The sequence below is a fragment of the Streptomyces sp. NPDC001410 genome (assembly GCF_042895235.1).
Lineage (GTDB): Bacteria > Actinomycetota > Actinomycetes > Streptomycetales > Streptomycetaceae > Streptomyces.
In genome coordinates this window covers 262,248-283,967 of sequence record NZ_JBIAWE010000005.1, presented here as the reverse complement: position 1 = coordinate 283,967, position 21,720 = coordinate 262,248, and the positions used below count along the sequence as shown (strand labels likewise).

Here is a 21,720-nt window from a genome sequence, read left to right as displayed (position 1 = left end):
GGTGGTCGGGCGACGGGCGGGCATTACTGGCAGGCCTCGCAGGACTCGGGGTTCTCAAGGGAGCAGGCGACGGCGTCGGGGTCGGCGACCTGCTGCACGGGGATGGTGGTCTGGGTCTGCGCCTGGGCGGCGCGGGCGATGCGGGTCGCCGGGCGGGAGCGCAGGTAGTACGTCGTCTTCAGGCCCTGCTTCCAGGCGTACGCGTACATCGAGGAGAGCTTGCCGATCGTCGGCGTCTCCATGAACAGGTTCAGGGACTGCGACTGGTCCAGGAACGGGGTGCGGGCCGCGGCCATGTCGATCAGGCCGCGCTGCGGGATCTCCCACGCCGTGCGGTACAGCGCCCGCACGTCGGCCGGGATCCACGCGAAGTCCTGCACCGAGCCGTTGGATTCGCGCAGCGCCTCACGGGTGCGCGCGTCCCAGACGCCCAGCTCCTTGAGGTCCTGCACCAGGTAGGAGTTGACCTGCAGGAACTCGCCGGACAGCGTCTCGCGCTTGAACAGGTTGGAGACCTGCGGCTCGATGCACTCGTACACGCCCGCGATGGACGCGATGGTGGCGGTCGGGGCGATCGCCAGCAGCAGCGAGTTGCGCATGCCGACCGCGGCGATCCGCTCACGCAGGGCCGCCCAGCGCTCGGGCCAGGTCAGGCGGACGCTCGGGAAATGGTCGGGGTGCAGGACACCGCGGGCGGTGCGGGTCTTCTCCCAGGCCGGCAGCGCGCCGCCCCGCTCGGCCAGGTCGGCGGAGGCCTCGTACGCGGCGAGCATGATCCGCTCGGCGATCCGCGTCGACAGGGCCTTGGCCTCGGCGGAGTCGAAGGGCAGGCGCAGCTTGAAGAAGACGTCCTGCAGACCCATCGCACCCAGGCCCACCGGACGCCACCTGGCGTTGGAGCGGCCCGCCTGCTCGGTCGGGTAGAAGTTGATGTCGACCACGCGGTCGAGGAAGGTGACGGCCGTGCGGACGGTCTCGTCGAGGCGCTCCCAGTCGATGTCCCCGCCCTGCACGAAGGCACCGAGGTTGACCGAACCCAGGTTGCAGACCGCCGTCTCGCCGTCGTCGGTGACCTCCAGGATCTCCGTGCAGAGGTTCGAGGAGTGGACGACGTGGCCCGCCTCGGCCGTCTGGTTGGCGGTGCGGTTGGCGGCGTCCTTGAAGGTCATCCAGCCGTTGCCGGTCTGCGCGAGGGTGCGCATCATGCGGCCGTACAGGTCACGGGCCGGGATGGTCTTCTTCGCGAGCCCGTTCGCCTCCGCCTTGCGGTACGCGGCGTCGAACTCCTCACCCCACAGGTCGACCAGCTCCGGCACGTCCGCCGGGGAGAACAGCGACCACTGCTCGTCGGCGTTGACCCGGCGCATGAACTCGTCCGGGATCCAGTGCGCGAGGTTGAGGTTGTGCGTACGGCGGGCGTCCTCACCGGTGTTGTCGCGCAGCTCCAGGAACTCCTCGATATCGGAGTGCCAGGTCTCCAGGTACACCGCGGCAGCGCCCTTGCGCCTTCCGCCCTGGTTCACGGCGGCCACCGAGGCGTCCAGGGTCTTCAGGAACGGGACGATGCCGTTGGAGTGCCCGTTGGTGCCGCGGATCAGCGAACCACGGCTGCGGATGCGGGAGTACGACAGACCGATGCCGCCGGCGTGCTTGGAGAGACGGGCGACCTGGTGGTAGCGGTCGTAGATGGAGTCCAGCTCGTCCAGCGGGGAGTCGAGGAGGTAGCAGGACGACATCTGGGGGTGCCGTGTGCCGGAGTTGAAGAGCGTGGGGGAGGAGGGCAGGTAGTCGAGGCGGCTCATGAGTCCGTAGAGCGCGGCTACTTCGTCGACGGAGCGGGTCGTGTCGTCCTCGGCGAGACCCGAGGCGACGCGCAGCATGAAGTGCTGGGGCGTCTCGATCACCTGGCGGGTGAGGGGGTGGCGCAGCAGGTAGCGGCTGTGCAGGGTGCGCAGCCCGAAGTAGCCGAAGCGGTCGTCGCCGGCCGCGTCGATCAGCGTGTCCAGACGCTCGGCGTGCAGCCGTACGAACTCCGCCGTACGGTCGGCGACCAGGCCCTCGCGGTGGCCCACGGCGACGGACTCGGTGAAGGACGTCACGCCCTGCGAGGCGGCCTCGGCGCGGATCGAGATGGTCAGCAGCCGGGCGGCCAGCCGGGAGTAGGCGGGGTCGTCGGAGATGAGGCCGGCGGCCGCCTCCGTGGCCAGCTCGCGCAACTCCGCCTCGTCGGCCCGGGCGGACCGGCCCCGCAGCGCGGCCGCGGCGACCCGGCCGGGGTCGGCGTCGGGGAGGTCGGCGGTCAGCTCGGTCAGGGTCCGCAGCAGCGCGGCACCGGGACCGTCGGTCTCCACCGGAGCTGCGGTCGCCTGGACGGCTGAAGCCGGGTCGGCTGGCGCGATGGTCACGTGGGGCTCTCCCTCGCTCGGCACAGGGCCTGGCGGAGGGCAGGGGCAGCACGAGCGCGCACGGCGTCGCGTCCACCGGCCCACTCCACGAGGCCCGGACGTCTGAAGGCACCCGGACCGGACGGCCGGGCGCGCGCTGACGGCAGGTACTCGGACTGAACAGGCGTGCGGATGCACGCAAGTACACCGTTGCGGGACAGTTCCGGATTCGCACCGGATTCCCCTGTGGCGACAGCGAGGATGAGCATACATCTAGTGCCGGGTTGTGGTGTCACCCCCAGATGTTGTGTCTGTTGCGTGTCGTGACGGCTTCAGAGGGTCAACAGCGGGCCGCCGTGGTGCTTGTTGTCGGCGGCCCGCTGCGGGTCGATCGGGGTTGCTCGCTCGGTTCTTCGCGCCCCTTCGGGGCGCGTTTCAGTGCCCGGCGCCTGCCGTGGCCGGCGGAAGTTCCACCTGGACCCCCGCGTCGCCCGCGTCCGCCGTGTAGTCCTCGGGGCGGGTCTCGTCGAGGCCCTCGGGTGCCTTCAGAGCCTTCAGGACGAAGGTCAGGACCACCGTGACGGCGACGTTCAGCACGAAGGCCGTGAGGCCGATGTAGCCGATCTCACCGAGCCCCGGGATCTCCTTGGCGGAGCCGCCGAAGTGCTTCTGGGTCGGCGAGGCCACCCCGTACGCGGCGACCGTGCCGTAGACCATGCCGACCGCCCAGCCGGCCAGCAGCGCCCAGCGGTGGCACCAGCGGGTGAACAGGCCGCCGACCAGGGCCGGGAAGGTCTGCAGGATCCAGATGCCGCCCAGTAGCTGGAAGTTGATGGCGACCGTCTTGTCCATGGTGAGCACGAAGACCAGGGCGCCGACCTTGACCAGCAGCGACACGAGCTTGGAGACCTGGGCCTCCTGCTTCGGCGTGGCGTCCGGCCTGATGAAGTCCTTGTAGATGTTGCGGGTGAAGAGGTTTGCCGCCGCGATGGACATGATGGCCGCGGGCACGAGGGCGCCGATGCCGATCGCCGCGAACGCCACGCCCGCGAACCAGTCCGGGAACATGTCCTCGAACAGCTGCGGAATCGCCAACTGCCCGTTGGTGACGTTCACTCCGGCCGCGATCGCCATGAAGCCGAGCAGCGCGAGCAGGCCCAGCATCAGCGAGTACAGCGGCAGGATCGTGGTGTTGCGCCGGATCACCTCACGGCTCCTGGACGAGAGCGTCGCGGTGATCGAGTGCGGGTACATGAACAGCGCGAGCGCCGAACCGAGCGCCAGCGTGGCGTACGTCCACTGGCCCGCGGGGGCCGGTACGAGCCCGCCCGCACCCGCCTTCGTGAACTTCTCGCCTGCCTTGGCGAAGATGTCGTCGAACCCGCCCAGCTTGATCGGGATGTAGATGATCGCCACCGCGATGACGATGTAGATCAGCGTGTCCTTGACGAACGCGATCAGCGCGGGGGCGCGCAGGCCCGACGAGTACGTGTACGCGGCCAGCACGCCGAAGGCGATGAGCAGCGGCAGGTCCTTCACGAACCAGTTGGTGTTCTCGCCGCCGCCGACGCCCATCACGTCCAGCACCGCCTGGATGCCGACGAGCTGGAGCGCGATGTACGGCATCGTCGCGAGGATGCCGGTGACCGCCACGGCCAGCGACAGGCCCTTGGAGCCGAAGCGGCCGCGCACGAAGTCCGAGGTCGTCACATAGCCGTGCTTGTGCGAGACCGACCACAGGCGGGGCAGGAACGTGAAGATCAGCGGGTATACCAGGATGGTGTACGGCACGGCGAAGAAGCCGGCCGCACCCGCCGCGTAGATCGCCGCCGGCACGGCGACGAAGGTGTACGCCGTGTACAGGTCGCCGCCGAGCAGGAACCAGGTGATCCAGGTGCCGAACGACCGTCCGCCCAGGCCCCATTCGTCCAGGGAGTGCTCGTTCTCGGCCCTGCGCCAGCGGGCGGCCAGGAAGCCCATGACCGTGACGGCCAGGAAGAAGAAGATGAAGACGCCGAGAGCGACGCCGTTGACGCCGTTCTTCACTGCGCCGCCCCCTTGCCCTGAGTGGCCCTGCGGGCGCTCTGGTCACGCTGCCAGAGCTTGTACGCGAGCATCGTGAGCGCGGTGGAGATCAGCACCCACAGCATCTGGTACCAGTAGAAGAACGGGATCCCGATGAACGCGGGGTCCGTCCTGGCGTACGAGCCCACCCACAGCATCGCCACGAAGGGCGCGACGAGACACAGGCCGATGATCACGCGGGCCGGTGTCACCACCGGCGGTCTCACTTCAGGCGTTTCGGACATGCCACGGCTCCGTCCCCTGGTTGATCACCTGTGTAATGCGCAGGCAATCTAGGTGACGGTGTCGTGGCAGCGGAAGACCTCGTCCGTATAACGGTATGTCGATTTGGAGGTTGTGGCGTGAAGACGCCAATTCCCCTCAGTCCTGCGGGCGCTTGAGTCTCGCCACGAACTTGTACCGGTCGCCTCGGTAGACGGAGCGCACCCACTCCACCGGCTTGCCCTCGCGGTCCAGGGAGTGACGGGAGAGCATCAGCATCGGCAGGCCCACGTCGGTGCCGAGCAGGCCCGCCTCGCGCGGGGTGGCCAGGGAGGTCTCGATGGTCTCCTCGGCCTCGGCGAGATGGACGTCGTAGACCTCGGCGAGAGCGGTGTACAGGGACGTGTACTTCACGAGCGACCGCCTGAGGGCCGGGAACCGCTTGGCCGACAGATGGGTGGTCTCGATCGCCATCGGCTCGGCGTTGGCCATGCGCAGCCGCTCGATGCGCAGCACGCGTCCGCCGGCCGTGATGTCGAGCAGCTCGGCGAGCCGGTCGTCGGCCGTGATGTAGCCGATGTCGAGCAGCTGCGAGGTGGGCTCCAGGCCCTGGGCCCGCATGTCCTCCGTGTACGAGGTGAGCTGCAGCGCCTGCGAGACCTTCGGTTTGGCGACGAAGGTGCCCTTGCCCTGGATGCGCTCGAGGCGGCCCTCGACGACGAGCTCCTGCAGGGCCTGGCGGACGGTGGTGCGGGAGGTGTCGAACTCGGCCGCCAGCGTGCGCTCGGGCGGGACCGGCGTGCCCGGCGCCTGCGTCTCCGTCATGTCGAGCAGATGCTTCTTCAAGCGGTAGTACTTGGGCACGCGCGCGGTACGGACCGTCGTCCCGGCCTCGTTCTCCGCACTGCCGACGTCGGTGCTCATGCTCTGCCTTCCCGGCTCCTGATGCCGAAAGCGACCGACATCCCATCGGCCACGGCTCACATCGTGGCACGGCTTCGTGTGTCAGGGCTCCACCCGCACGCTCCGTGATCTCCTCTATATACCGTCGCACCCGTTGTTGGTCTAGTCCAACGGCTGGTGCGCCGGTACCGGCTAGATCCCCTGCCAGTCCGGCTTGTTCGCGTAGGTGTGCCGGAAGTAGTCGGCCAGCTTGAGCTTGGACGCGGCGGCCTCGTCCACGACCACCGTGGCGTGCGGGTGCAGCTGGAGCGCGGAGGCCGGGCAGACGGCCGCGACCGGGCCCTCGACGGTCGCTGCGACCGCGTCCGCCTTGCCCTCGCCGGTCGCGAGCAGCACCAGGTGCCGGGCCTCCAGGATGGTGCCGATGCCCTGGGTGATCACATGGTGCGGCACCTGCTCGATGTCGCCGTCGAAGAAGCGCGCGTTGTCGATCCGGGTCTGCTCGGTCAGCGTCTTGATCCGGGTACGCGAGGCGAGCGAGGAGCAGGGCTCGTTGAACCCGATGTGCCCGTCCGTCCCGATTCCCAGCAGCTGCAGGTCCACACCGCCGGACTCGGCGAGCGCCCTGTCGTACGTCTCGCACGCCGCCTGGACGTCCTCGGCCGTGCCGTCCGGCCCCATGAACGCGTCCATCCCGATGCCGAGCGGCTCCAGCACCTCCCGGCGCAGCACCGAGCGGTAGGACTCGGGGTGCTCGGCGGGCAGCCCCACGTACTCGTCGAGCTGCGCTATTCGGGCCCGCGCGGTGTCCGCGACGCCGGAGCGCACCTTGGCGGCCAGTGCCTGGTAGATGGGCAGCGGGGTCGAGCCGGTGGCCACACCGAGCAGGGCGTCGGGCTTGCGCCGCAGCAGCTGGGCCATGGCCTCGGCGATCAGCTCGCCGCCCGCCGCCGCGTCCGGAACGATGACAACTTCCACGCTGGGCCTGCCGTTCTGAAGAGGGCCTGAGAACAGGGGAGAGGTCGGAGCAAGAGTCTCTATGTGGTTTAGACCAATCTAGCAGAATCGGACTCCTGGGCCCAGGTGGGACGTCCGCTGCAACACTCCGCCGACATTTCTCTAGGGGGCGCTATAAAATGCACCCCATGGTGACCAGCGAGGACACGAAAGCGCAGGCCAAGCCCGCCAGGACGCGCGGCCGCCCGCGCTCCTTCGACCGTGCCACCGCGCTGGAGAGGGCGCTCATGGCCTTCTGGGAGCACGGCTACGAGGCCACCTCCGTCTCCGACCTCACCCGGATCATGGGCATCGGCGCCCCGAGCCTCTACGCAGCCTTCGGCGACAAGCGCAGCCTGTTCGAGGAGGTCGTCCGGGTCTACGCCGACACCCACGGCGCCTTCGGCGACCGCGCCCTTGCCGAGGAGCCCACCGCCCGCGCCGCCGTCGCACGCACGCTGCGCGAGGCCGCCGCCGAGTACACCGACCCCGCCCACCCCTACGGCTGTCTGGTCGTCCACGCGGCCACCAACTGCACCAGCCCCGAGGTGGAGCAGCTGCTGCGGGAGCGGCGCAATGCGGGCATCGCCGCGCTCGAATCCCGGATCCGGGCCGACGTGGCCGAGGGGCGGCTGCCGGCCGGCGTCGACGCGGCTACGCTCGCGCGGCACACCGGAGCCATGATCCAGGGCATGTCCCAGCAGGCGCGGGACGGCGCGAGCCGGGCGGAACTGGAGGCACTCGCGGAAATTGCCATGGCCATCTGGCCCCGCGGCTGACCCGGGCGGGCTAGGCTGCGTGGCATCGCGTGCCAGCAGACTTCAACGCATACCCCCACGCGCATGGACACGCCATCGTGGTCTAGTCCAGAATGCGTAGGGGAAAATCGTAGGGAAAACTGAACAGCTTCCGTCTTCCCCGCACAGGAGGACGGACGAGGAACCGGCGCTCTCTGCCCTGACTGCCCCGGCTCCTCGACCTTCGGCCGACCGGGACCGCACACCCCACGGCCGATGATGCTCCGGGCTGCGGTGCCGGGAGGGTTGAGGGTCCCTCCCAGGCGCCGCGGCCCGCGGGTGTTTTTTCGGCCATCCCCGGGCCCCGGGTACGCTCACAACGTGCCCTCCATGAACGAACTCGTACGCCAGCACACGGCCCTCGGTGACTCCGACCTCGAGTGGCTCCACCTGCTGGTCTCGGAGTGGCAGCTGCTCTCCGACCTCTCCTTCGCCGACCTGGTCCTGTGGGTCCCCACCCGCGACGGCACCCGGTACGTCTCGGTCGCCCAGATGCGCCCCAACACAGGCCCGACCTCCTACCAGGACGACATGGTCGGCCACCTGGTCCCGCGCGGCCGGCGGCCGATGCTGGACGCGGCGCTGGACGAGGGCCGGATCGTGCGCGAGGGGGACCCGGAATGGCGCGAAGAGGTCCCCGTCCGGGTCGAGTCGATCCCCGTACGGCGTGAGGGCCGCGTGCTGGGCGTCATCGCCCGCAACACCAACCTGCTGACCGTCCGCACCCCGAGCCGCCTCGAACTGACCTACCTCCAGAGCGCCTCGGACCTCGCGCAGATGATCGCGGCCGGCTCCTTCCCCTTCCCCGACCAGCAGGTCGACATGGACGCCTCGCCGCGCGTCGGCGACGGCCTGATCCGGCTGGACGCGGACGGCATCGTCCAGTACGCCTCCCCGAACGCCCTGTCCGCCTACCACCGCCTCGGCCTCGCCGCCGACCTGGTCGGCCACCACCTGGGGCAGACCACGGCCGAACTCGCCCCGACCCGGGGCCCGGTGGACGAGGCGCTCGCCAAGGTGGCCAGCGGCTGGGCGCCGCGCGAGTTCGAGATCGAGTCGAACGACGGGGTCATCCAGTTCCGGGCCATTCCGCTCAAGCCCAAGGGCACCCGCATCGGCTCCCTGGTGCTGCTCCGGGACGTCACCGAACTCCGCCGCCGCGAACGCGAGTTGATCACCAAGGACGCGACCATCCGGGAGATCCACCACCGGGTGAAGAACAACCTGCAGACCGTCGCGGCGCTGCTGCGGCTGCAGGCCCGGCGCATCGGGTCCGAGCGCGGCCGGGAGGCCCTGGAGGAGGCCGTACGACGGGTCGGCTCGATCGCGATCGTGCACGAGACGCTCTCCCAGAACCTGGACGAGCGGGTGGAGTTCGACGACATCGCCGACCGGGTCCTCGCGATGGTCGCCGAGATCTCGCCGGGCAAGGTGACCGGCCGGCGCAGCGGACGCTTCGGGATCCTCGACGCCGAGGTCGCCACCCCGCTGTCGATGGTGCTCACCGAGATCCTGCAGAACGCGCTGGAGCACGGCTTCCGCGAGGGTGACACCGGCACGGTCGAGGTCTCCGCGGTCCGCGGCGGCACCACCAAGGAGGCCCGCCTCCTCGTCACCGTCCAGGACGACGGCGTCGGCCTGCCCGAGGGCTTCGACCCGCAGACGGCGGGCAACCTGGGCCTGCAGATCGTACGGACGCTGGTGGAGGGCGAGTTGGGCGGCACCTTCGACATGGTCCCGGCGCCGGAGCGGGGCACACAGGTCATCCTGGACATTCCGGTGCGCTCGCAGAAGTAGGAACCACCCGCCAGGTCCGACGCACAGTGGCCCGAACAGCATTGAGCCCCGGGCCACTTGGTGGTCCGGGGCTTAAAGCTCGTTGCTGCTCTGCTTGTCGCTAAGCGCATCGGGGGTACTGCGCGCTGCGGCTCGGGGGCGGGAGATGCGTACTCGCTGTACGCGCCGCCAAGCTCAGGCTGTCAGCAGGGGTGGGACTGTCAGGCGGAGGCCTGACGGGCCCGGTTGCGGGCGGCGCGGCGCTTCATGGCGCGGCGCTCGTCCTCGCTGAGACCACCCCAGACGCCGGAGTCCTGACCGGACTCGAGCGCCCACTGCAGGCACTGCTCGATAACCGGGCAGCGACGGCAGACGGCCTTGGCTTCCTCGATCTGCAGCAGCGCAGGACCGGTGTTGCCGATGGGGAAGAAGAGCTCGGGGTCTTCCTCGCGGCAAACGGCGTTGTGACGCCAGTCCATGGCTGCTACCTCTCCTTGGTATTACATGCAAGTTGCTTGTGAATGTGAACGCTTTCACGAATCCCTCAACAAGTGAAGGGCCGACCGCCGAGTCTTCCCCGGCGTGGTCCTTGGTTTGAAGAGGGGTTCCGGTGATCAGTGGAGGCCGGTGTTGCGGGCCGTCCCGATCGCCACGTAGAGACTCGCAAACCTCAGCGACGGATACAACCCCTTCCGGAAAGTTTTTTTTGATTCCTCGGTGTCGACTGGGTCACAGCCGTACTTCCATGGGGTGGATCCTGGCCTAAACGTTCGAGTGAAAGGACTTTAGCCCGTTCCGCTCACACAATCACACGCAGTGCGCGGCGTACGCCTGTGAACGTCACGCTCGTACGCAGTCCGAGGTGGTCGCCGTCCATCTGAAGGGGGAGGGGGGCCTTCGAATGCAAGGTGAACTGGTCCAGGTCGTGCAGAGAGACCGCATGCCTGCCATGGGGTCCGCGCTCGGGGGACGAAGTGAGCAACTGCGTGCCATACCGGGCAACCGCGGCCGTCGACAGACGGCTGAGACCGAGTACGTCGATGCCTGTATCGAACGACGCCTTAGGTGACGTGTACATCGGGCGATTGCCGAGATACGTCCAAGGGGACGTGTTCGAGACTATGGCGACAACAAGATCGGTGATCGGGTCGGCGCCGGGCCGCTCCAGGGTGATCGCACCGTGCCGGCGGTGCGGCTCGCCGAGGAATTGCCGGACCACCTGTCGTACGTACAGCGCGTGGGTCGACTTCTTGCCGCGCTCGCGCTGCTGCTCGACCCGGCCGACCACACCCGCGTCGAAGCCGAGCCCGGCGTTGAAGGTGAACCAGCGGTCCGGCACCGCCTCGTCCTCGGTGCCGGGCGTGCCCGAGGTCAGGCCGAGCCCGACGACCCGCTCGGTCCCGTCACGCAGCGCGTCCAGCAGGGCGCCGGTGGCCTCGACGGGATCGTTGGGCAGACCCAGGGCGCGGGCGAAGACGTTGGTGGAGCCGCCGGGGACCACGGCGAGTCCGGGCAGGCGGTCCGGGTCGGGGCCGGCGTGCAGCAGACCGTTGACGACCTCGTTGACGGTGCCGTCGCCGCCGAGGGCCACGACCAGATCGATGTCGTCGCTCTCCGCGGCCTGCCGGCCCAGGTCGCGCGCGTGACCGCGGTACTCGGTGGTGACCGCCTCCAGCTTCATCTCGCTGGCGAGCGCGTGGATCAGCACGTCACGCCTGCGTGCGCTTGTGGTGGTTGCCGCCGGATTGACCACGAGAAGTGCACGCATGGATGGCAGCGTACCTACTGGGGGGTACCCGGCCCAGACCGAGGTAGGGATCAGGTAAGAGGCGAGGGCGTGAGCCTGGACACCCGCCACCGCGCCGGACCCGGGGCGGAGGCGGCCGCCGCGGGGTGCGGGGCTACGCTTCTGGCGTGAGCAGTGAGCAGAAATCCGCCCCGGAAACGACCGAAGCCGCCGAGCCCCGCCCGCGCCGGCTGACGTACGCGGCGGCGCTGGCCGGGCTGGAGGGGGCCGCCCTGGTGGTCGGCGGCGTCTGGATCCTCGTCCTCGGACTCACGGGCGATCCCGACGACCGGCAGCAGGCCGTGACCGGCGGGATCACCCTGGTGGTGCTCGCGCTGCTGCCGCTGCTCGCCGCGCGCGGTCTGCTGCTCAGGCGCAGCTGGAGCCGTGGCCCCGCCGTCATCACGCAGATCATGGCGCTTCCGGTGGCCTACAACCTGCTCAAGGCCGACAGCATGGCCATCCCGGGCGGCATCGCCCTGGCCGTCGTGGCGATCGCCTCGCTGGTGCTGCTCGTGAACTCGGCGACGACCCAGGCCCTCGGGATCAAGGGACCGGGCCGGGTCGAGTAGCGCTCACTCCTCGACGAGCAGCTTCTCCCGCAGCTGGGCGAGGGTCCGGGCGAGCAGCCGGGAGACGTGCATCTGCGAGATGCCGACCTCCTGCGCGATCTGCGACTGCGTCATGTTCCCGAAGAAGCGCAGCAGCAGGATCCGCTTCTCGCGCGGTGGCAGGTCCTCCAGCAGCGGCTTGAGGGACTCGCGGTACTCCACGCCCTCCAGCGCCTCGTCCTCGGCACCGAGGGTGTCGGCGACCGCCGGGGACTCGTCGTCGGTGTCGGGGACGTCCAGGGACAGCGTGGAGTACGCGTTGGCGGACTCCAGGCCCTCCAGGACCTCCTCCTCGGAGATGGCCAGCTTCTCGGCCAGCTCGTGGACCGTGGGGGAGCGGCCGTGCTGCTGGGACAGCTCGGCCGTCGCCGTCGTCAGCGCGAGGCGCAGCTCCTGCAGTCGGCGCGGCACGCGGACCGCCCAGCCCTTGTCGCGGAAGTGCCGCTTGATCTCGCCGACGACGGTCGGGGTGGCGTATGTGGAGAACTCCACGCCGCGCTCGGGGTCGAAGCGGTCCACCGACTTGATCAGGCCGATCGTGGCGACCTGGGTGAGGTCGTCGAGCGGCTCGCCGCGGTTGCGGAAGCGGCGCGCCAGGTGCTCGACGAGCGGCAGGTGCATACGGACCAGCTGGTTGCGCAGCTCCGCGTACTCCGGGCTGCCCTGGTTCAGCTTGCGCAGCTCGATGAACATCGCACGCGCCCCGCTGCGGTCCTGCGGGTCGTGCTGGGTGGCCTGCACGGCCTCCGCGCCCAGCGCGGCGTCCTCGGCGTATCGCTCGTGCTCGCTCATCGTCCCGCCCGTAGCCCTTCCCCGAGCCCTCGCCTCCGCGGGGGCGGCGGATCCGATCCCGCCGCGTCCCTCCGAAGGCGCGCTCTGCACGGCACCGTCGCTGCCGGCCTCAGCGGAGTCCTCCTCCGGGTGCGGCCTGGCCTGCTCGGGGATGCCGTCGATGCCGTCCGCCATGCGTCGGGAACCGTCCGCGGGGCCTCGGTCCCCCGTCGGCAGCTCCCGTGTGCCGCGCTCTTCGTCCCGCACCGGCCCGTCCCCGTTCCTCACGCCGGCCCGGGGCCCGCGCCGCGCTGTTTGTAGAGACTGATCGACACGGTTTTGTCCTCGTCGACGGCGGACGAGACCTTGCCTGCGAGGGCCGAGAGCACCGTCCAGGCGAAGGTGTCCCGCGAGGGGGCGTGGCCGTCGGTGGTCGGCGCCGACACCGTGACCTCCAGCGAGTCGTCGACGAGCCGGAAGACGCAGCTGAGCACGGAGCCGGGCACGGCCTGCTGCAGCAGGATCGCGCAGGCCTCGTCCACGGCGATGCGCAGGTCCTCGATCTCGTCCAGGGTGAAGTCCAAGCGGGCCGCAAGACCGGCCGTGGCCGTCCGCAGCACCGACAGGTAGGCACCCGCAGCCGGCAGCCGGACTTCCACGAAGTCCTGGGTCGCGGGCTCGCCTGCGATCTGGGACACCCTCACCTCCATGGTGGTACAAGCTTTACGGGGCCGAGGGTCGCCCCTCGGGGTAACGCACACGTGGTTCCGCGGTGACGCTATCGCGCTCCGAACGGTCCTGTCCCCGGGACCCCAACCCCCTGGCGTCACTCACAGTAAAGCTGTGGATACGCTCCGTGTCTAGAGGGTTTGCGGGCCCAAATGGGAAGAGCGCGCGCCGGGTTGACGTACCCCGGCGTCAGACGCTCGAACCGTCCACGGCCGCGGCCGTATGCCGTGTCAGTGCAGTGTCACACGAGAACGTGGTCGACGAAGCACCACCGCCAGTCCTCGCCGGGTTCGTAGGTCCGCATCACCGGGTGACCGGACGTCTCGTGGTGCTCCGTCGCGTGTCTGCCGGGCGAGGAGTCGCAGCAGCCGACGTGGCCACAGGACAGGCAGAGTCGCAGCTGCACCGGATGCGTCCCCCGCGCGAGACACTCCGGGCAGGTCTCGCTCAGCGGCTCCGGCTCCGGGTGCGGCAGCGCGTCGGAGTGCGTGCACTGTTTCATGATTGCCAGATTACGACGGGCGTGCGGGTGGCCGCGCGCAAAAACGAGGGTGGGCGAGGACCATGGATGTGATGCCGCTGCTGTTGCTGGTGGCGGGCAGCGCCGCGGTGGCGGGGGCCGCCCGGCGCACCCCGGTGCCGGCACCGCTGCTGCTGGTCGCGGTCGGCCTCGCGGTCTCCTACGTCCCCCGGGTGCCGGACTACACCCTCGACCCCAAGATCGTCCTGCCGTTGCTGCTGCCCCCGCTGCTGTACACCTCGGCGACCGACAGCTCCTACCTCGACCTGCGGGCCCAGCTCAGGCCCGTGGCGCTGCTGTCGGTGGGCTACGTGCTCTTCGCGACCGTCGCCGTCGGCTGGGCCGCCTACGCGCTCATCCCCGGGATGCCGCTGACCGCCGCCCTGGTGCTGGGCGCGGTGGTGGCGCCGCCGGACGCGGTGGCCGCCACGGCGGTCGCGCGCCGGGTCGGCCTGCCGTCCCGGATCACGACGATCCTGCAGGGCGAGTCGCTGCTGAACGACGCCACCGCGATCACCGCCTACAAGGTGGCCGTCGCCGCGGTCGTCGGCGAGGGCGCCACCTGGGCGGGCGGGATCCGCGAGTTCCTGCTCGCGGCGGTCGGCGGTGTCGGCGTCGGCCTCGTCCTCATGGCACCCCTGCACTGGCTGCGCACGCACCTGAAGGAACCCCTCCTGCAGAACACCCTATCCCTGCTGATCCCGTTCGTCGCCTACGGCGTCGCCGAACAGCTGCACGCATCCGGGGTCCTCGCGGTCGTGGTCGTCGCCCTCTACCTCGGTCACCGCGCGTGGGAGGTCGACTTCGCCACCCGGCTGCAGGAGGAGGCGGTGTGGAAGATGGTCGCCTTCATCCTGGAGTCGGCGGTCTTCGCCCTGATCGGCCTGCAACTGCCGGTCGTCCTCAAGGGGCTCGGGGGATACCAGGGCGCCAAGGCGACCTGGTACGCCGTAGCCCTCTTCCTCGTCGTGGTCCTTGCCCGGTTCGTCTGGGTGTATCCCGCGACCTTCCTGCCCCGCCGGTTGTCGGCGCGCATCAGGGAACGAGAGGAGGACCCCACCTGGCGGGGCGCGATGGTCACCTCGTGGGCCGGCATGCGCGGTGTGGTCTCCCTGGCCATCGCCTTCTCCATCCCGAAGGTGCACGACGGCCATCCCTTCCCGCAGCGCAACCTGATCCTCTTCCTGACCTTCACCACCGTCATCGGCACCCTGGTCGTGCAGGGCCTGACCCTGCCCCCGCTGATCCGCCTGCTGAAGTTCCCCGGCCGCGACCGGCAGGCCGAGACGCTCGCCGAGGCCAACGCCCAGGCACAGGCCTCCCGGGCCGCCGAGAACCGCCTGGACGAACTCCTCTCCGACGAGCGCAACGCCCTGCCCCCGCCGCTCGCCGACCGCCTGCGCACGGTCCTGGAACGCCGCCGCAACGCCGTCTGGGAGCGCCTCGGCCAGGTCAACCCCGTCACCGGCGAGTCCGTGGACGACACCTACCGCCGCCTGTCCCGCGAGATGATCGGCGCCGAACGCGAGGTCTTCGTCCGCCTCCGCGACCACCGCTACATCGACGACGAGATGCTCCGCGCCCTGCTCCGCAGACTCGACCTGGAGGAGGCGGCCGCTTACCGGGAGGCGGGCTAGGGCCCGTCCCCACCAGGACCCGTGACGGCGGTCGGTGTCCAGGCGGTCCTGGGCCTACGGGAAGGGTCGCCCGGTGACGACCGCTGCGATCGTCGTACCGCGTGCGAAGGCGCCCTCCTCGGCCAGCGTGGCAAGTCCGTACAGCAACTTGGCGACATAGAGACGTTCCACAGGCAGTCCGTGGCGCTGCTCGAAGTGCTCCGCGAAGGCGTCGAGTTCGGGGGTCGTACGGGCGTAGCCGCCGAGGTGGAAGCGGTCGTCGAGGGACCAGGCGCCGGTGCGGGTGCCGAAGGCGCGCTCCTGGAGGGTCTGTATCTCGGTCTCCAGGAAGCCGCCCTTCAGGACCGGTATGCCCAGCGCGCGCTGTCCGGGGGCCAGGCCGGCGGCGAGTCCGGCTAGGGTGCCGCCGGTGCCGCAGGCCACCGCGACGACGTCGGCGCGGCCGCGCAGCTCCTCGCCCAGGGCCCGGCAGCCGCGTACGGCCGCGGCGTTGCTGCCGCCCTCGGGGACGACGTACGCGCCCTCGGCGCCGGCCTCGCACAGGATCGCGGCCAGGGTCTCCGGCTCACTCTTGTGCCGGTATGTCGATCTGTCGACGAAGCGCAGCCGCATGCCGTCGGCCGCGCAACGGGACAGGGACGGGTTGAGCGGGCGGTCGGCCAGCTCCTGGCCGCGGACCACGCCGACCGTGGGCAGACCGAGGAGGCGGCCCGCGGCGGCGGTGGCCCGCAGATGGTTGGAATACGCCCCGCCGAAGGTGACCAGCTCGCGGCCGCGCGCGGCCGCGAGGTTCGGCACCAGCTTGCGCCACTTGTTGCCGATCAGCTCCGGGTGGATCAGGTCGTCCCGCTTGAGCAGCAGACGGAGGCCGTGCCGGGCGAACCGGTCGTCCCGGACCTCCACAAGAGGAGAGGGCAGGCGCGGGGCGAGCGGGCCGGTGCTGGTCACGGCCTCATTGTCGCCCGGCGCCGGCCCGGTCCGGCAACCGCACCTACGCCTTCAGGCGCTCCTCGACCCGATCCCGCAGCCACGCCATCGAGAAGCCGCGCGGGTCCACCTTGCCCGGCTGCCACTCCAGGTGGCCGATGACCGAGCGCTCCGTCCAGCCGTGGTGCCGGCACACCGCCGCCGCGGCACGCACGATCGCGTCCAGCTGCGCCTCGGGCCAGGGATCCTCGCCGTCGCCCAGGTTCTCGCACTCGAAGCCGTAGAAGTGCCGGTTGCCGTCGGTGTTCGCCTCGTTCTCCGGGGGCAGCCGCTTCTCGGCGATCACCGCGCGCAGGACGTCGTCGTCGCCGAGGCCGGCGTGGTTGGCGCGGCCGTAGCCGACCAGATGGAGCGTGCCGTCCTTGGTGATCACTCCATGGCACAGCGGGCCCGGCAGCTCCGCGTGGCCGGCCCGGCAGATCTCCACGGTCTCGGCGCTGCCGTGGGTCACCGTGTGGTGGATCATCACGCCGTGGACGGGACCCCAGGGACCCTTGTGGTTGCGGTTGTGGGTCCGCCAGTCGCCGACCTCGACGATCTCGACGCCTTCCGCCCGAAGCGCGTCCAGGAACCCGTTCGCGGACATGGGTGGGGCCATGACCGCCTCCTTCGTGCTGTGCCCGGTGGCCGCGGGGCCGCGGCCCTGTCGTACCGCTGCTTCTACCGAAACCGGACGTCCCGGACTACCTCGTTCGCACGCTGTGCGAGCCGATCCGGCCAGGTCACACGGGGTGGGGCAGTGGACAGGGTCCCTCTTTCTGCCCAGTAATCCGATGATCCATTCCCGCTCTTTCGGGTAATGGCGTGCGTACTTTCCGTAATGAAAGGCTCGCTCGCGAGACCGGTGTGCGATTCGGCGCCGGACATACATGAGAAGGGCATTTTCTTATGTCGGTAGGCGAAGAGGTCCGCACGGAGCAGGGCAAGTCGCAGCAGTCTCTCGGCACTGCGGCGGCGCGGAACCTGGCCACCACGACCAAGTCCGCCCCGCAGATGCAGGAGATCACCTCCCGCTGGCTGCTGCGGACGCTGCCCTGGGTGGATGTACAGGGCGGCACGTACCGGGTGAACCGGCGACTGACGTTCGCCGTCGGCGACGGCCGCATCACCTTCGTGAAGACCGGGGACCAGGTGGAGGTGGTCCCCGCCGAACTCGGCGAGCTCCCGGCGCTGCGGTCGTACGAGGACCAGGAGGTGCTGACCGAGCTGGCCCGGCGCTGCCGGCAGCGTGACTTCGCGCCCGGCGAGGTCATCGCCTCCTTCGGCAACCAGACCGACGAGGTGTATCTGCTGGCCCACGGCCGGGTCGAGAAGATCGGCACGGGCCCGTACGGCGACGACGCGGTCCTCGGGGTCCTCGCCGACGGCGCCTACTTCGGCGAGGCGGCGCTGCTGGACCCGGACGCCATCTGGGAGTGCACGGCCCGCGCGGACACCGCGTGCACGGTGCTGATCCTCGCCCGCCAGGACTTCGAGCAGGTCGCGGAGCGCGCCGACTCGCTGCGCGAACACGTCCGACAGCTGCGCGCGCTCCCGGAGCAGCGGACCAACAAGTACGGCGAGAAGGAGGTCGCGCTGGCGGCCGGCCACAGCGGCGAGCCGGACATCCCGCACACCTTCGTCGACTACGAGGCCCGGCCGCGCGAGTACGAGCTGAGCATCGCCCAGACCGTGCTGCGCATCCACACGCGCGTGGCCGACCTGTACAACCAGCCGATGAACCAGACCGAGCACCAGCTGCGGCTCACGGTCGAGGCGCTGAAGGAGCGCCAGGAACACGAGCTGATCAACAACCGCGAGTTCGGGCTGCTGAACAACTGCGAGTACGACCAGCGGCTCCAGCCGCACGACGGCGTGCCCGGCCCGGACGACATGGACGAGCTGCTCAGCCGCCGGCGCGGCACCAAGCTCTTCCTCGCCCACCCGCGCGCGATCGCCGCGTTCGGGCGCGAGCTGAACAAGCGCGGACTGGTCCCGGAGACCGTCGAGATCGGCGGCAACCGCATCCCCACCTGGCGCGGTGTGCCGATCTACCCGTGCAACAAGATCCCCGTCACCCCGGAGCGCACGACCTCGATCATCGCCATGCGTACCGGCGAGGACGAGCAGGGCGTCATCGGCCTGCGGCAGTCCGGCATCCCGGACGAGATCGAGCCGAGCCTGTCCGTGCGGTTCATGGGCATCAACGAGCAGGCCGTCATCAACTACCTGGTGACGGCGTACTACTCGGCCGCCGTCCTGGTGCCCGACGCGCTCGGCGTGCTGGAGAACGTCGAGATCGGCCGGTGGAGGTGACGTTTCCGCACTTCGCGGCCGTGTTCCCGCCCTTCGGGGCGGGTACACCCTCGGGGTATGTGTCCAGCCGGAGCGGAAGCACCACCGTCCGCGGACTGTGCGAGGGGGGCTCATGGCCGAGTTCATGACGGAGACCAAACAGCGTTCACCCGCGACGGGTGAGAGGCGGGGGCCGGCCGGTGACACCGGGGCCGGTCCCCTCGACGGGCAGGAGGCGGCCACGCTGCTGGAGCGGACCCGGGCCGTCGTCGACCCGGAGCTGCGTGCGGCGGTCGAGTCGCTGCCCGGCTCGATGCGCCGGATCGCGCTCTACCACTTCGGGTGGGAGCACGCGGACGGCACTCCGGCGGCAGGCAACGCGGGCAAGGCCATAAGGCCCGCACTGGTCCTCGCCGCGGCCGTCGCACTCGGCGGCCCGCGGGCGCGGACGGCGGCCGTCCGGGCGGCCGTGGCGGTCGAACTGGTCCACAACTTCACGCTGCTGCACGACGACGTGATGGACCGCGACACCTCCCGCAGGCACCGGCCCACGGTCTGGACCGTCTTCGGCGACGCGGACGCCATCCTCGCCGGGGACGCCCTGCAGGCGCTCGCCCTGCGGCTGCTCGCCGAGGATCCGCACCCGGTCTCGGGCGCGGCCGCGGTCCGGCTCGCCGACTGTGTCGTGGAGCTGTGCGCCGGACAGCACACCGACACGGCCATGGAGGGGCGCGCGCCGGACGAGGTCACCCTGGCCGAGGCGCTCGCCATGGCCGAGGCGAAGACGGGTGCGCTGCTGGGCTGCGCCTGCGCGCTCGGCGCGCTGTACGCGGGCGCCGATGCGCACGACGTGGCGGCGCTGGACGGCTTCGGCCGCCAGGCGGGGCTTGCCTTCCAGCTGATCGACGACGTGATCGGCATATGGGGGGACCCGCAGCGCACCGGCAAGCCGGCCGGCGCGGATCTCGCGGTCCGCAAGAAGTCCCTGCCGGTGGTGGCCGCGCTCGCGTCCGGCACCCCGGCGGCCGCGGAACTCGCCGCGCTGTACGGGAAGCCGTACGTGAAGGGGGAGCCCGGGGACGGCGGGGAGATCGCGCGTACGGCCCTCGCCGTCGAGCAGGCCGGCGGCCGGGACTGGGCGCAGGCCGAGGCGGCCGACCGGATGGCCCGGGCCATGCAGGAGCTGGCCCGCGCCGTGCCCGCGCCGGAGGCGGCGGGCGGTCTGCTGGCCCTGGCCGAGTTCGTGACCCGGCGCAGCAGTTGAGGCCGCGGTGGCACGCGGCCACGGCAGTTGAGGCCGCGGTGACACACGGCCACAGCAATTGAGGCTGCGGTGACACGCGGCCGGTAAGGACCCCGGAGCCACCGGGACCGTGCGGCTCCTGACCCCGCACGACCTCCCGGGGGCTCCGGTTGGAGGGCCCCGCGCATCTTGACGGTGTGCGGGGCCCGCCCACTGCCCGGTCCGGGGTGGGTTCTCGTTGTCGGTGCCGGCGGGTGCCGCTGTGGTCGGCGCGCCCGTAGCGAGGCCTGGGTGCGGGCGCCGCGCCGGCTGCACGACTGCTGCGTGGACGTGATCGCCGCTGCCGACGGCCTGCCGATCGCCCTGGTGAGCTGTCCCGGCGAGTGGTCCGCCGCGCTACCCCTCCGGCACGATCGTCGTCACGATCCTGTCGACCAGCCCCTCCGGCACGCCCACCCCGTCCAGGACTCCGTCCAGCACGCCCGGCAGGGTCAGGTGTTCCAGGATGAGCCCGAGCATCGCGAGGTAGAGCACAGTGACGGTCTCGTCGCCGCCGGGCAGGCCGGACTGCCGGTGGAACTCGATGCCCTGCTCCAGGTCTCCGCGCACCGACTTGGTGAAGGAGTCCCGCAGTTCGGGGCGCCGGGTGGCCTCCAGCCGCATCTCCAGCAGCGCCAGATACCCGGTCCGGTCGCCGGTGGCCCGGTCCATGATGTCCTGCATGAGGGCCCTGACCAGGGAGCGGTCGCGGGGCCGGCGCAGCAGCGTCTCCAGCACCTCGGGATCCGGTGCGAGCCGTACGTGCAGCCGGGCGTCGATCTGGCGGAGCAGGTCCTCGCGGCTGGTGAAGTAGTTGGAGGCGGTACCGGTGGGCGCGCCCGCCTCGCCGTCCACCGCGCGGAACGTCAGCCCGCGCGCGCCCTCCCGCGCGAGCACCTCGATGCCGGCGTCCACCAGCGCCGCTCGCCGTTCCGGATTGCCCGCCATGCGGAATCCCTTCTCCTACTTGTCCTCGGTGCCGACGGCATCCCCGAAAAGGCTTGCAACCACTACATCCGGAGTACTACAACTGAAGCACTACAAGCGAAGTGGTTGTCCGATCGCTCCGCAGCCTACGGAAAGAGACCGGCTTGCGAAAGCTCACGTACTTCATCGCCTGCTCGCTCGACGGCTTCATCGGCGACGAACACGGCGACGCCACCGCGATGTTCCGCTTCCTGGACGAGGAGTACCTCGACTTCCTCAAGACGGAGTTCGCGGAGACCCTGGCCACCCCGGCCCGCCGGCAGCTCGGCATGGACCACCTGGAGAACCGGCGGTTCGACACCGTCATCCAGGGCCGGGCCAGCTACGAGGTGGCGCTGAAGGAGGGCGTCACCAGCCCCTACGCCCACCTGCGCGAGTACGTCGCCTCGCGCACCCTGGGCACGTCGCCCGACCCGAACGTCGAGATCATCGACGGCGACCTGACCGGCCGGGTCCGCGAACTCAAGGCGGAGGACGGCGGGTTGGACATCTACCTGTGCGGCGGCTCCCAGCTCGCGGGAGCCCTGCTCGACGAGATCGACGAACTCGTCATCAAGACCTACCCGATCGTCTACGGCACCGGCATGCCGATGTTCGGCACCGGCCTCGACATCACGGAGTTCACCCTGGACGAGGTGCGCACCTTCGGCAACGGCGTGCTCGTGCGCACGTACCGCAGGAAGCGCTGAGACCCCGCCCGCCCTACCCTGGGGGCATGGACAGCGAAGAACACGTCTGTCCCGTCTGCGGACAGCCTGTCGACACGGTCGTCCGGCGGCACAAGACGCTGGGCATCTGGGTCCCGCTGTGGGGCCCCGGCCCCTGCTACAACCCGAAGTGCGCGGCCCACGTCGACCTCGCCGCGGGGCAGGTGCACCCTGCCCCGCAGGACTCCGCCGCGAAAAAGTCCTGAGCCCGTGTCGAGAATCCCGGCCCGGCTCCGACGTCCCCTGTGAGAGCCGCCCGTAGGAGGCGGCCACGAGTCGAAGGAGCG

Annotated in this window: 21 protein-coding genes and 1 riboswitch; of the genes, 8 read left to right on the top strand and 13 right to left on the bottom strand. The window is 70.4% G+C overall.

What is annotated here, in order from left to right; all coding sequences use genetic code 11:
- Window positions 1-23: 23 nt before the first annotated feature.
- The 5 genes from ACFY3C_RS12915 to nagB all read right to left on the bottom strand — a co-directional run bounded on the left by ACFY3C_RS12915 (window position 24) and on the right by nagB (window position 6,551).
- The gene (locus ACFY3C_RS12915; protein ID WP_390770764.1) at window positions 24-2,405 is read right to left on the bottom strand and encodes a ribonucleoside-diphosphate reductase subunit alpha; all 2,382 of its coding nucleotides are present in this window, start codon (window positions 2,403-2,405) and stop codon (window positions 24-26) included.
- 123 nt (window positions 2,406-2,528) lie between these two features.
- Window positions 2,529-2,683, bottom strand: a riboswitch (cobalamin riboswitch).
- A 136-nt stretch (window positions 2,684-2,819) separates the two neighbouring features.
- Entirely contained in the window at window positions 2,820-4,430 is a 1,611-nt protein-coding gene (gene mctP / locus ACFY3C_RS12910) for a monocarboxylate uptake permease MctP (protein WP_390770763.1), read from the bottom strand.
- A complete protein-coding gene (locus tag ACFY3C_RS12905; protein WP_390770762.1) occupies window positions 4,427-4,693 on the bottom strand; it encodes a DUF3311 domain-containing protein in 267 nt (88 codons plus the stop codon). The genes mctP and ACFY3C_RS12905 overlap by 4 nt, the downstream gene beginning before the upstream one ends.
- Window positions 4,694-4,829: 136 nt before the next feature.
- Window positions 4,830-5,594: a GntR family transcriptional regulator gene (locus tag ACFY3C_RS12900; RefSeq protein WP_386578257.1), complete on the bottom strand. Its 765-nt coding sequence runs from the start codon at window positions 5,592-5,594 to the stop codon at window positions 4,830-4,832.
- 171 nt (window positions 5,595-5,765) lie between these two features.
- A complete protein-coding gene (gene nagB, locus ACFY3C_RS12895; protein WP_390770761.1) occupies window positions 5,766-6,551 on the bottom strand; it encodes a glucosamine-6-phosphate deaminase in 786 nt (261 codons plus the stop codon).
- A 167-nt stretch (window positions 6,552-6,718) separates the two neighbouring features.
- Here nagB and ACFY3C_RS12890 point away from each other — a divergent pair, with 167 nt between their 5' ends.
- Entirely contained in the window at window positions 6,719-7,348 is a 630-nt protein-coding gene (locus ACFY3C_RS12890) for a TetR/AcrR family transcriptional regulator (protein WP_390770760.1), read from the top strand.
- Window positions 7,349-7,696: 348 nt separating this feature from the next.
- A complete protein-coding gene (locus tag ACFY3C_RS12885; protein WP_386578311.1) occupies window positions 7,697-9,163 on the top strand; it encodes a sensor histidine kinase in 1,467 nt (488 codons plus the stop codon).
- Between the two features lie 200 nt (window positions 9,164-9,363).
- On the opposite strand, the gene ACFY3C_RS12880 is transcribed toward ACFY3C_RS12885, so the two are convergent.
- Window positions 9,364-9,621, bottom strand: coding sequence for a WhiB family transcriptional regulator (locus ACFY3C_RS12880; RefSeq protein WP_003992873.1), 258 nt, complete (start codon window positions 9,619-9,621; stop codon window positions 9,364-9,366).
- Window positions 9,622-9,941: 320 nt separating this feature from the next.
- Window positions 9,942-10,910 (bottom strand): diacylglycerol/lipid kinase family protein, encoded by a 969-nt coding sequence (locus ACFY3C_RS12875; RefSeq protein WP_386578260.1) that lies wholly within the window; start codon window positions 10,908-10,910, stop codon window positions 9,942-9,944.
- A gap of 146 nt (window positions 10,911-11,056) precedes the next feature.
- On the opposite strand from ACFY3C_RS12875, the gene ACFY3C_RS12870 reads away from it, so the two are divergent.
- Entirely contained in the window at window positions 11,057-11,500 is a 444-nt protein-coding gene (locus ACFY3C_RS12870) for a hypothetical protein (protein WP_390770759.1), read from the top strand.
- 3 nt (window positions 11,501-11,503) lie between these two features.
- Here ACFY3C_RS12870 and ACFY3C_RS12865 read toward each other — a convergent pair whose 3' ends face one another.
- The 3 genes from ACFY3C_RS12865 to ACFY3C_RS12855 all read right to left on the bottom strand — a co-directional run bounded on the left by ACFY3C_RS12865 (window position 11,504) and on the right by ACFY3C_RS12855 (window position 13,541).
- Complete coding sequence (locus ACFY3C_RS12865; protein WP_386578262.1) at window positions 11,504-12,598, bottom strand: RNA polymerase sigma factor SigF; 1,095 nt, start codon at window positions 12,596-12,598, stop codon at window positions 11,504-11,506.
- The gene (locus ACFY3C_RS12860; protein ID WP_004925829.1) at window positions 12,595-13,008 is read right to left on the bottom strand and encodes an anti-sigma regulatory factor; all 414 of its coding nucleotides are present in this window, start codon (window positions 13,006-13,008) and stop codon (window positions 12,595-12,597) included. Before ACFY3C_RS12860 ends, ACFY3C_RS12865 begins: the two co-directional genes overlap by 4 nt.
- Before the next feature lie 272 nt (window positions 13,009-13,280).
- Entirely contained in the window at window positions 13,281-13,541 is a 261-nt protein-coding gene (locus ACFY3C_RS12855; protein ID WP_386578263.1) for a UBP-type zinc finger domain-containing protein, read from the bottom strand.
- Between the two features lie 62 nt (window positions 13,542-13,603).
- On the opposite strand from ACFY3C_RS12855, the gene ACFY3C_RS12850 reads away from it, so the two are divergent.
- Window positions 13,604-15,196 carry a Na+/H+ antiporter gene (locus tag ACFY3C_RS12850; protein ID WP_386578264.1) on the top strand — a complete coding sequence of 531 codons (1,593 nt, stop codon included), beginning with the start codon at window positions 13,604-13,606 and terminating at the stop codon, window positions 15,194-15,196.
- Between the two features lie 54 nt (window positions 15,197-15,250).
- On the opposite strand, the gene ACFY3C_RS12845 is transcribed toward ACFY3C_RS12850, so the two are convergent.
- Together ACFY3C_RS12845 and ACFY3C_RS12840 are read right to left on the bottom strand one after the other, a co-directional pair.
- Entirely contained in the window at window positions 15,251-16,144 is an 894-nt protein-coding gene (locus ACFY3C_RS12845) for a 1-aminocyclopropane-1-carboxylate deaminase/D-cysteine desulfhydrase (RefSeq protein WP_390770758.1), read from the bottom strand.
- Window positions 16,145-16,187: 43 nt separating this feature from the next.
- Window positions 16,188-16,781, bottom strand: a complete 594-nt coding sequence (locus ACFY3C_RS12840; RefSeq protein ID WP_386578266.1) for an N-acetylmuramoyl-L-alanine amidase — start codon at window positions 16,779-16,781, stop codon at window positions 16,188-16,190.
- A gap of 290 nt (window positions 16,782-17,071) precedes the next feature.
- Here ACFY3C_RS12840 and ACFY3C_RS12835 point away from each other — a divergent pair, with 290 nt between their 5' ends.
- Window positions 17,072-18,478, top strand: a complete 1,407-nt coding sequence (locus ACFY3C_RS12835; protein WP_390770757.1) for a family 2B encapsulin nanocompartment shell protein — start codon at window positions 17,072-17,074, stop codon at window positions 18,476-18,478.
- A gap of 112 nt (window positions 18,479-18,590) precedes the next feature.
- Window positions 18,591-19,721: a family 2 encapsulin nanocompartment cargo protein polyprenyl transferase gene (locus ACFY3C_RS12830; RefSeq protein WP_390770756.1), complete on the top strand. Its 1,131-nt coding sequence runs from the start codon at window positions 18,591-18,593 to the stop codon at window positions 19,719-19,721.
- A 375-nt stretch (window positions 19,722-20,096) separates the two neighbouring features.
- On the opposite strand, the gene ACFY3C_RS12825 is transcribed toward ACFY3C_RS12830, so the two are convergent.
- Entirely contained in the window at window positions 20,097-20,687 is a 591-nt protein-coding gene (locus ACFY3C_RS12825) for a TetR/AcrR family transcriptional regulator (RefSeq protein WP_390770755.1), read from the bottom strand.
- Between the two features lie 143 nt (window positions 20,688-20,830).
- Here ACFY3C_RS12825 and ACFY3C_RS12820 point away from each other — a divergent pair, with 143 nt between their 5' ends.
- Together ACFY3C_RS12820 and ACFY3C_RS12815 are read left to right on the top strand one after the other, a co-directional pair.
- The gene (locus ACFY3C_RS12820) at window positions 20,831-21,415 is read left to right on the top strand and encodes a dihydrofolate reductase family protein (RefSeq protein WP_390770754.1); all 585 of its coding nucleotides are present in this window, start codon (window positions 20,831-20,833) and stop codon (window positions 21,413-21,415) included.
- 26 nt (window positions 21,416-21,441) lie between these two features.
- Window positions 21,442-21,639 (top strand): hypothetical protein, encoded by a 198-nt coding sequence (locus tag ACFY3C_RS12815; protein WP_386578271.1) that lies wholly within the window; start codon window positions 21,442-21,444, stop codon window positions 21,637-21,639.
- Window positions 21,640-21,720: the final 81 nt, after the last annotated feature.

Bases quoted from the DNA above. Each gene is read 5' to 3' on its own strand.
- ACFY3C_RS12815 (WP_386578271.1), top strand. From the start codon at position 21,442: ATGGACAGCGAAGAACACGTCTGTCCCGTCTGCGGACAGCCTGTCGAC.
- ACFY3C_RS12890 (WP_390770760.1), top strand. From the start codon at position 6,719: ATGGTGACCAGCGAGGACACGAAAGCGCAGGCCAAGCCCGCCAGGACG.
- ACFY3C_RS12830 (WP_390770756.1), top strand. From the start codon at position 18,591: ATGGCCGAGTTCATGACGGAGACCAAACAGCGTTCACCCGCGACGGGT.
- ACFY3C_RS12905 (WP_390770762.1), bottom strand. From the start codon at position 4,693: ATGTCCGAAACGCCTGAAGTGAGACCGCCGGTGGTGACACCGGCCCGC.
- ACFY3C_RS12875 (WP_386578260.1), bottom strand. From the start codon at position 10,910: ATGCGTGCACTTCTCGTGGTCAATCCGGCGGCAACCACCACAAGCGCA.
- ACFY3C_RS12825 (WP_390770755.1), bottom strand. From the start codon at position 20,687: ATGGCGGGCAATCCGGAACGGCGAGCGGCGCTGGTGGACGCCGGCATC.
- ACFY3C_RS12855 (WP_386578263.1), bottom strand. From the start codon at position 13,541: ATGAAACAGTGCACGCACTCCGACGCGCTGCCGCACCCGGAGCCGGAG.
- ACFY3C_RS12900 (WP_386578257.1), bottom strand. From the start codon at position 5,594: ATGAGCACCGACGTCGGCAGTGCGGAGAACGAGGCCGGGACGACGGTC.
- ACFY3C_RS12880 (WP_003992873.1), bottom strand. From the start codon at position 9,621: ATGGACTGGCGTCACAACGCCGTTTGCCGCGAGGAAGACCCCGAGCTC.
- ACFY3C_RS12840 (WP_386578266.1), bottom strand. From the start codon at position 16,781: ATGGCCCCACCCATGTCCGCGAACGGGTTCCTGGACGCGCTTCGGGCG.
- ACFY3C_RS12885 (WP_386578311.1), top strand. From the start codon at position 7,697: ATGAACGAACTCGTACGCCAGCACACGGCCCTCGGTGACTCCGACCTC.
- ACFY3C_RS12835 (WP_390770757.1), top strand. From the start codon at position 17,072: ATGTCGGTAGGCGAAGAGGTCCGCACGGAGCAGGGCAAGTCGCAGCAG.
- ACFY3C_RS12850 (WP_386578264.1), top strand. From the start codon at position 13,604: ATGGATGTGATGCCGCTGCTGTTGCTGGTGGCGGGCAGCGCCGCGGTG.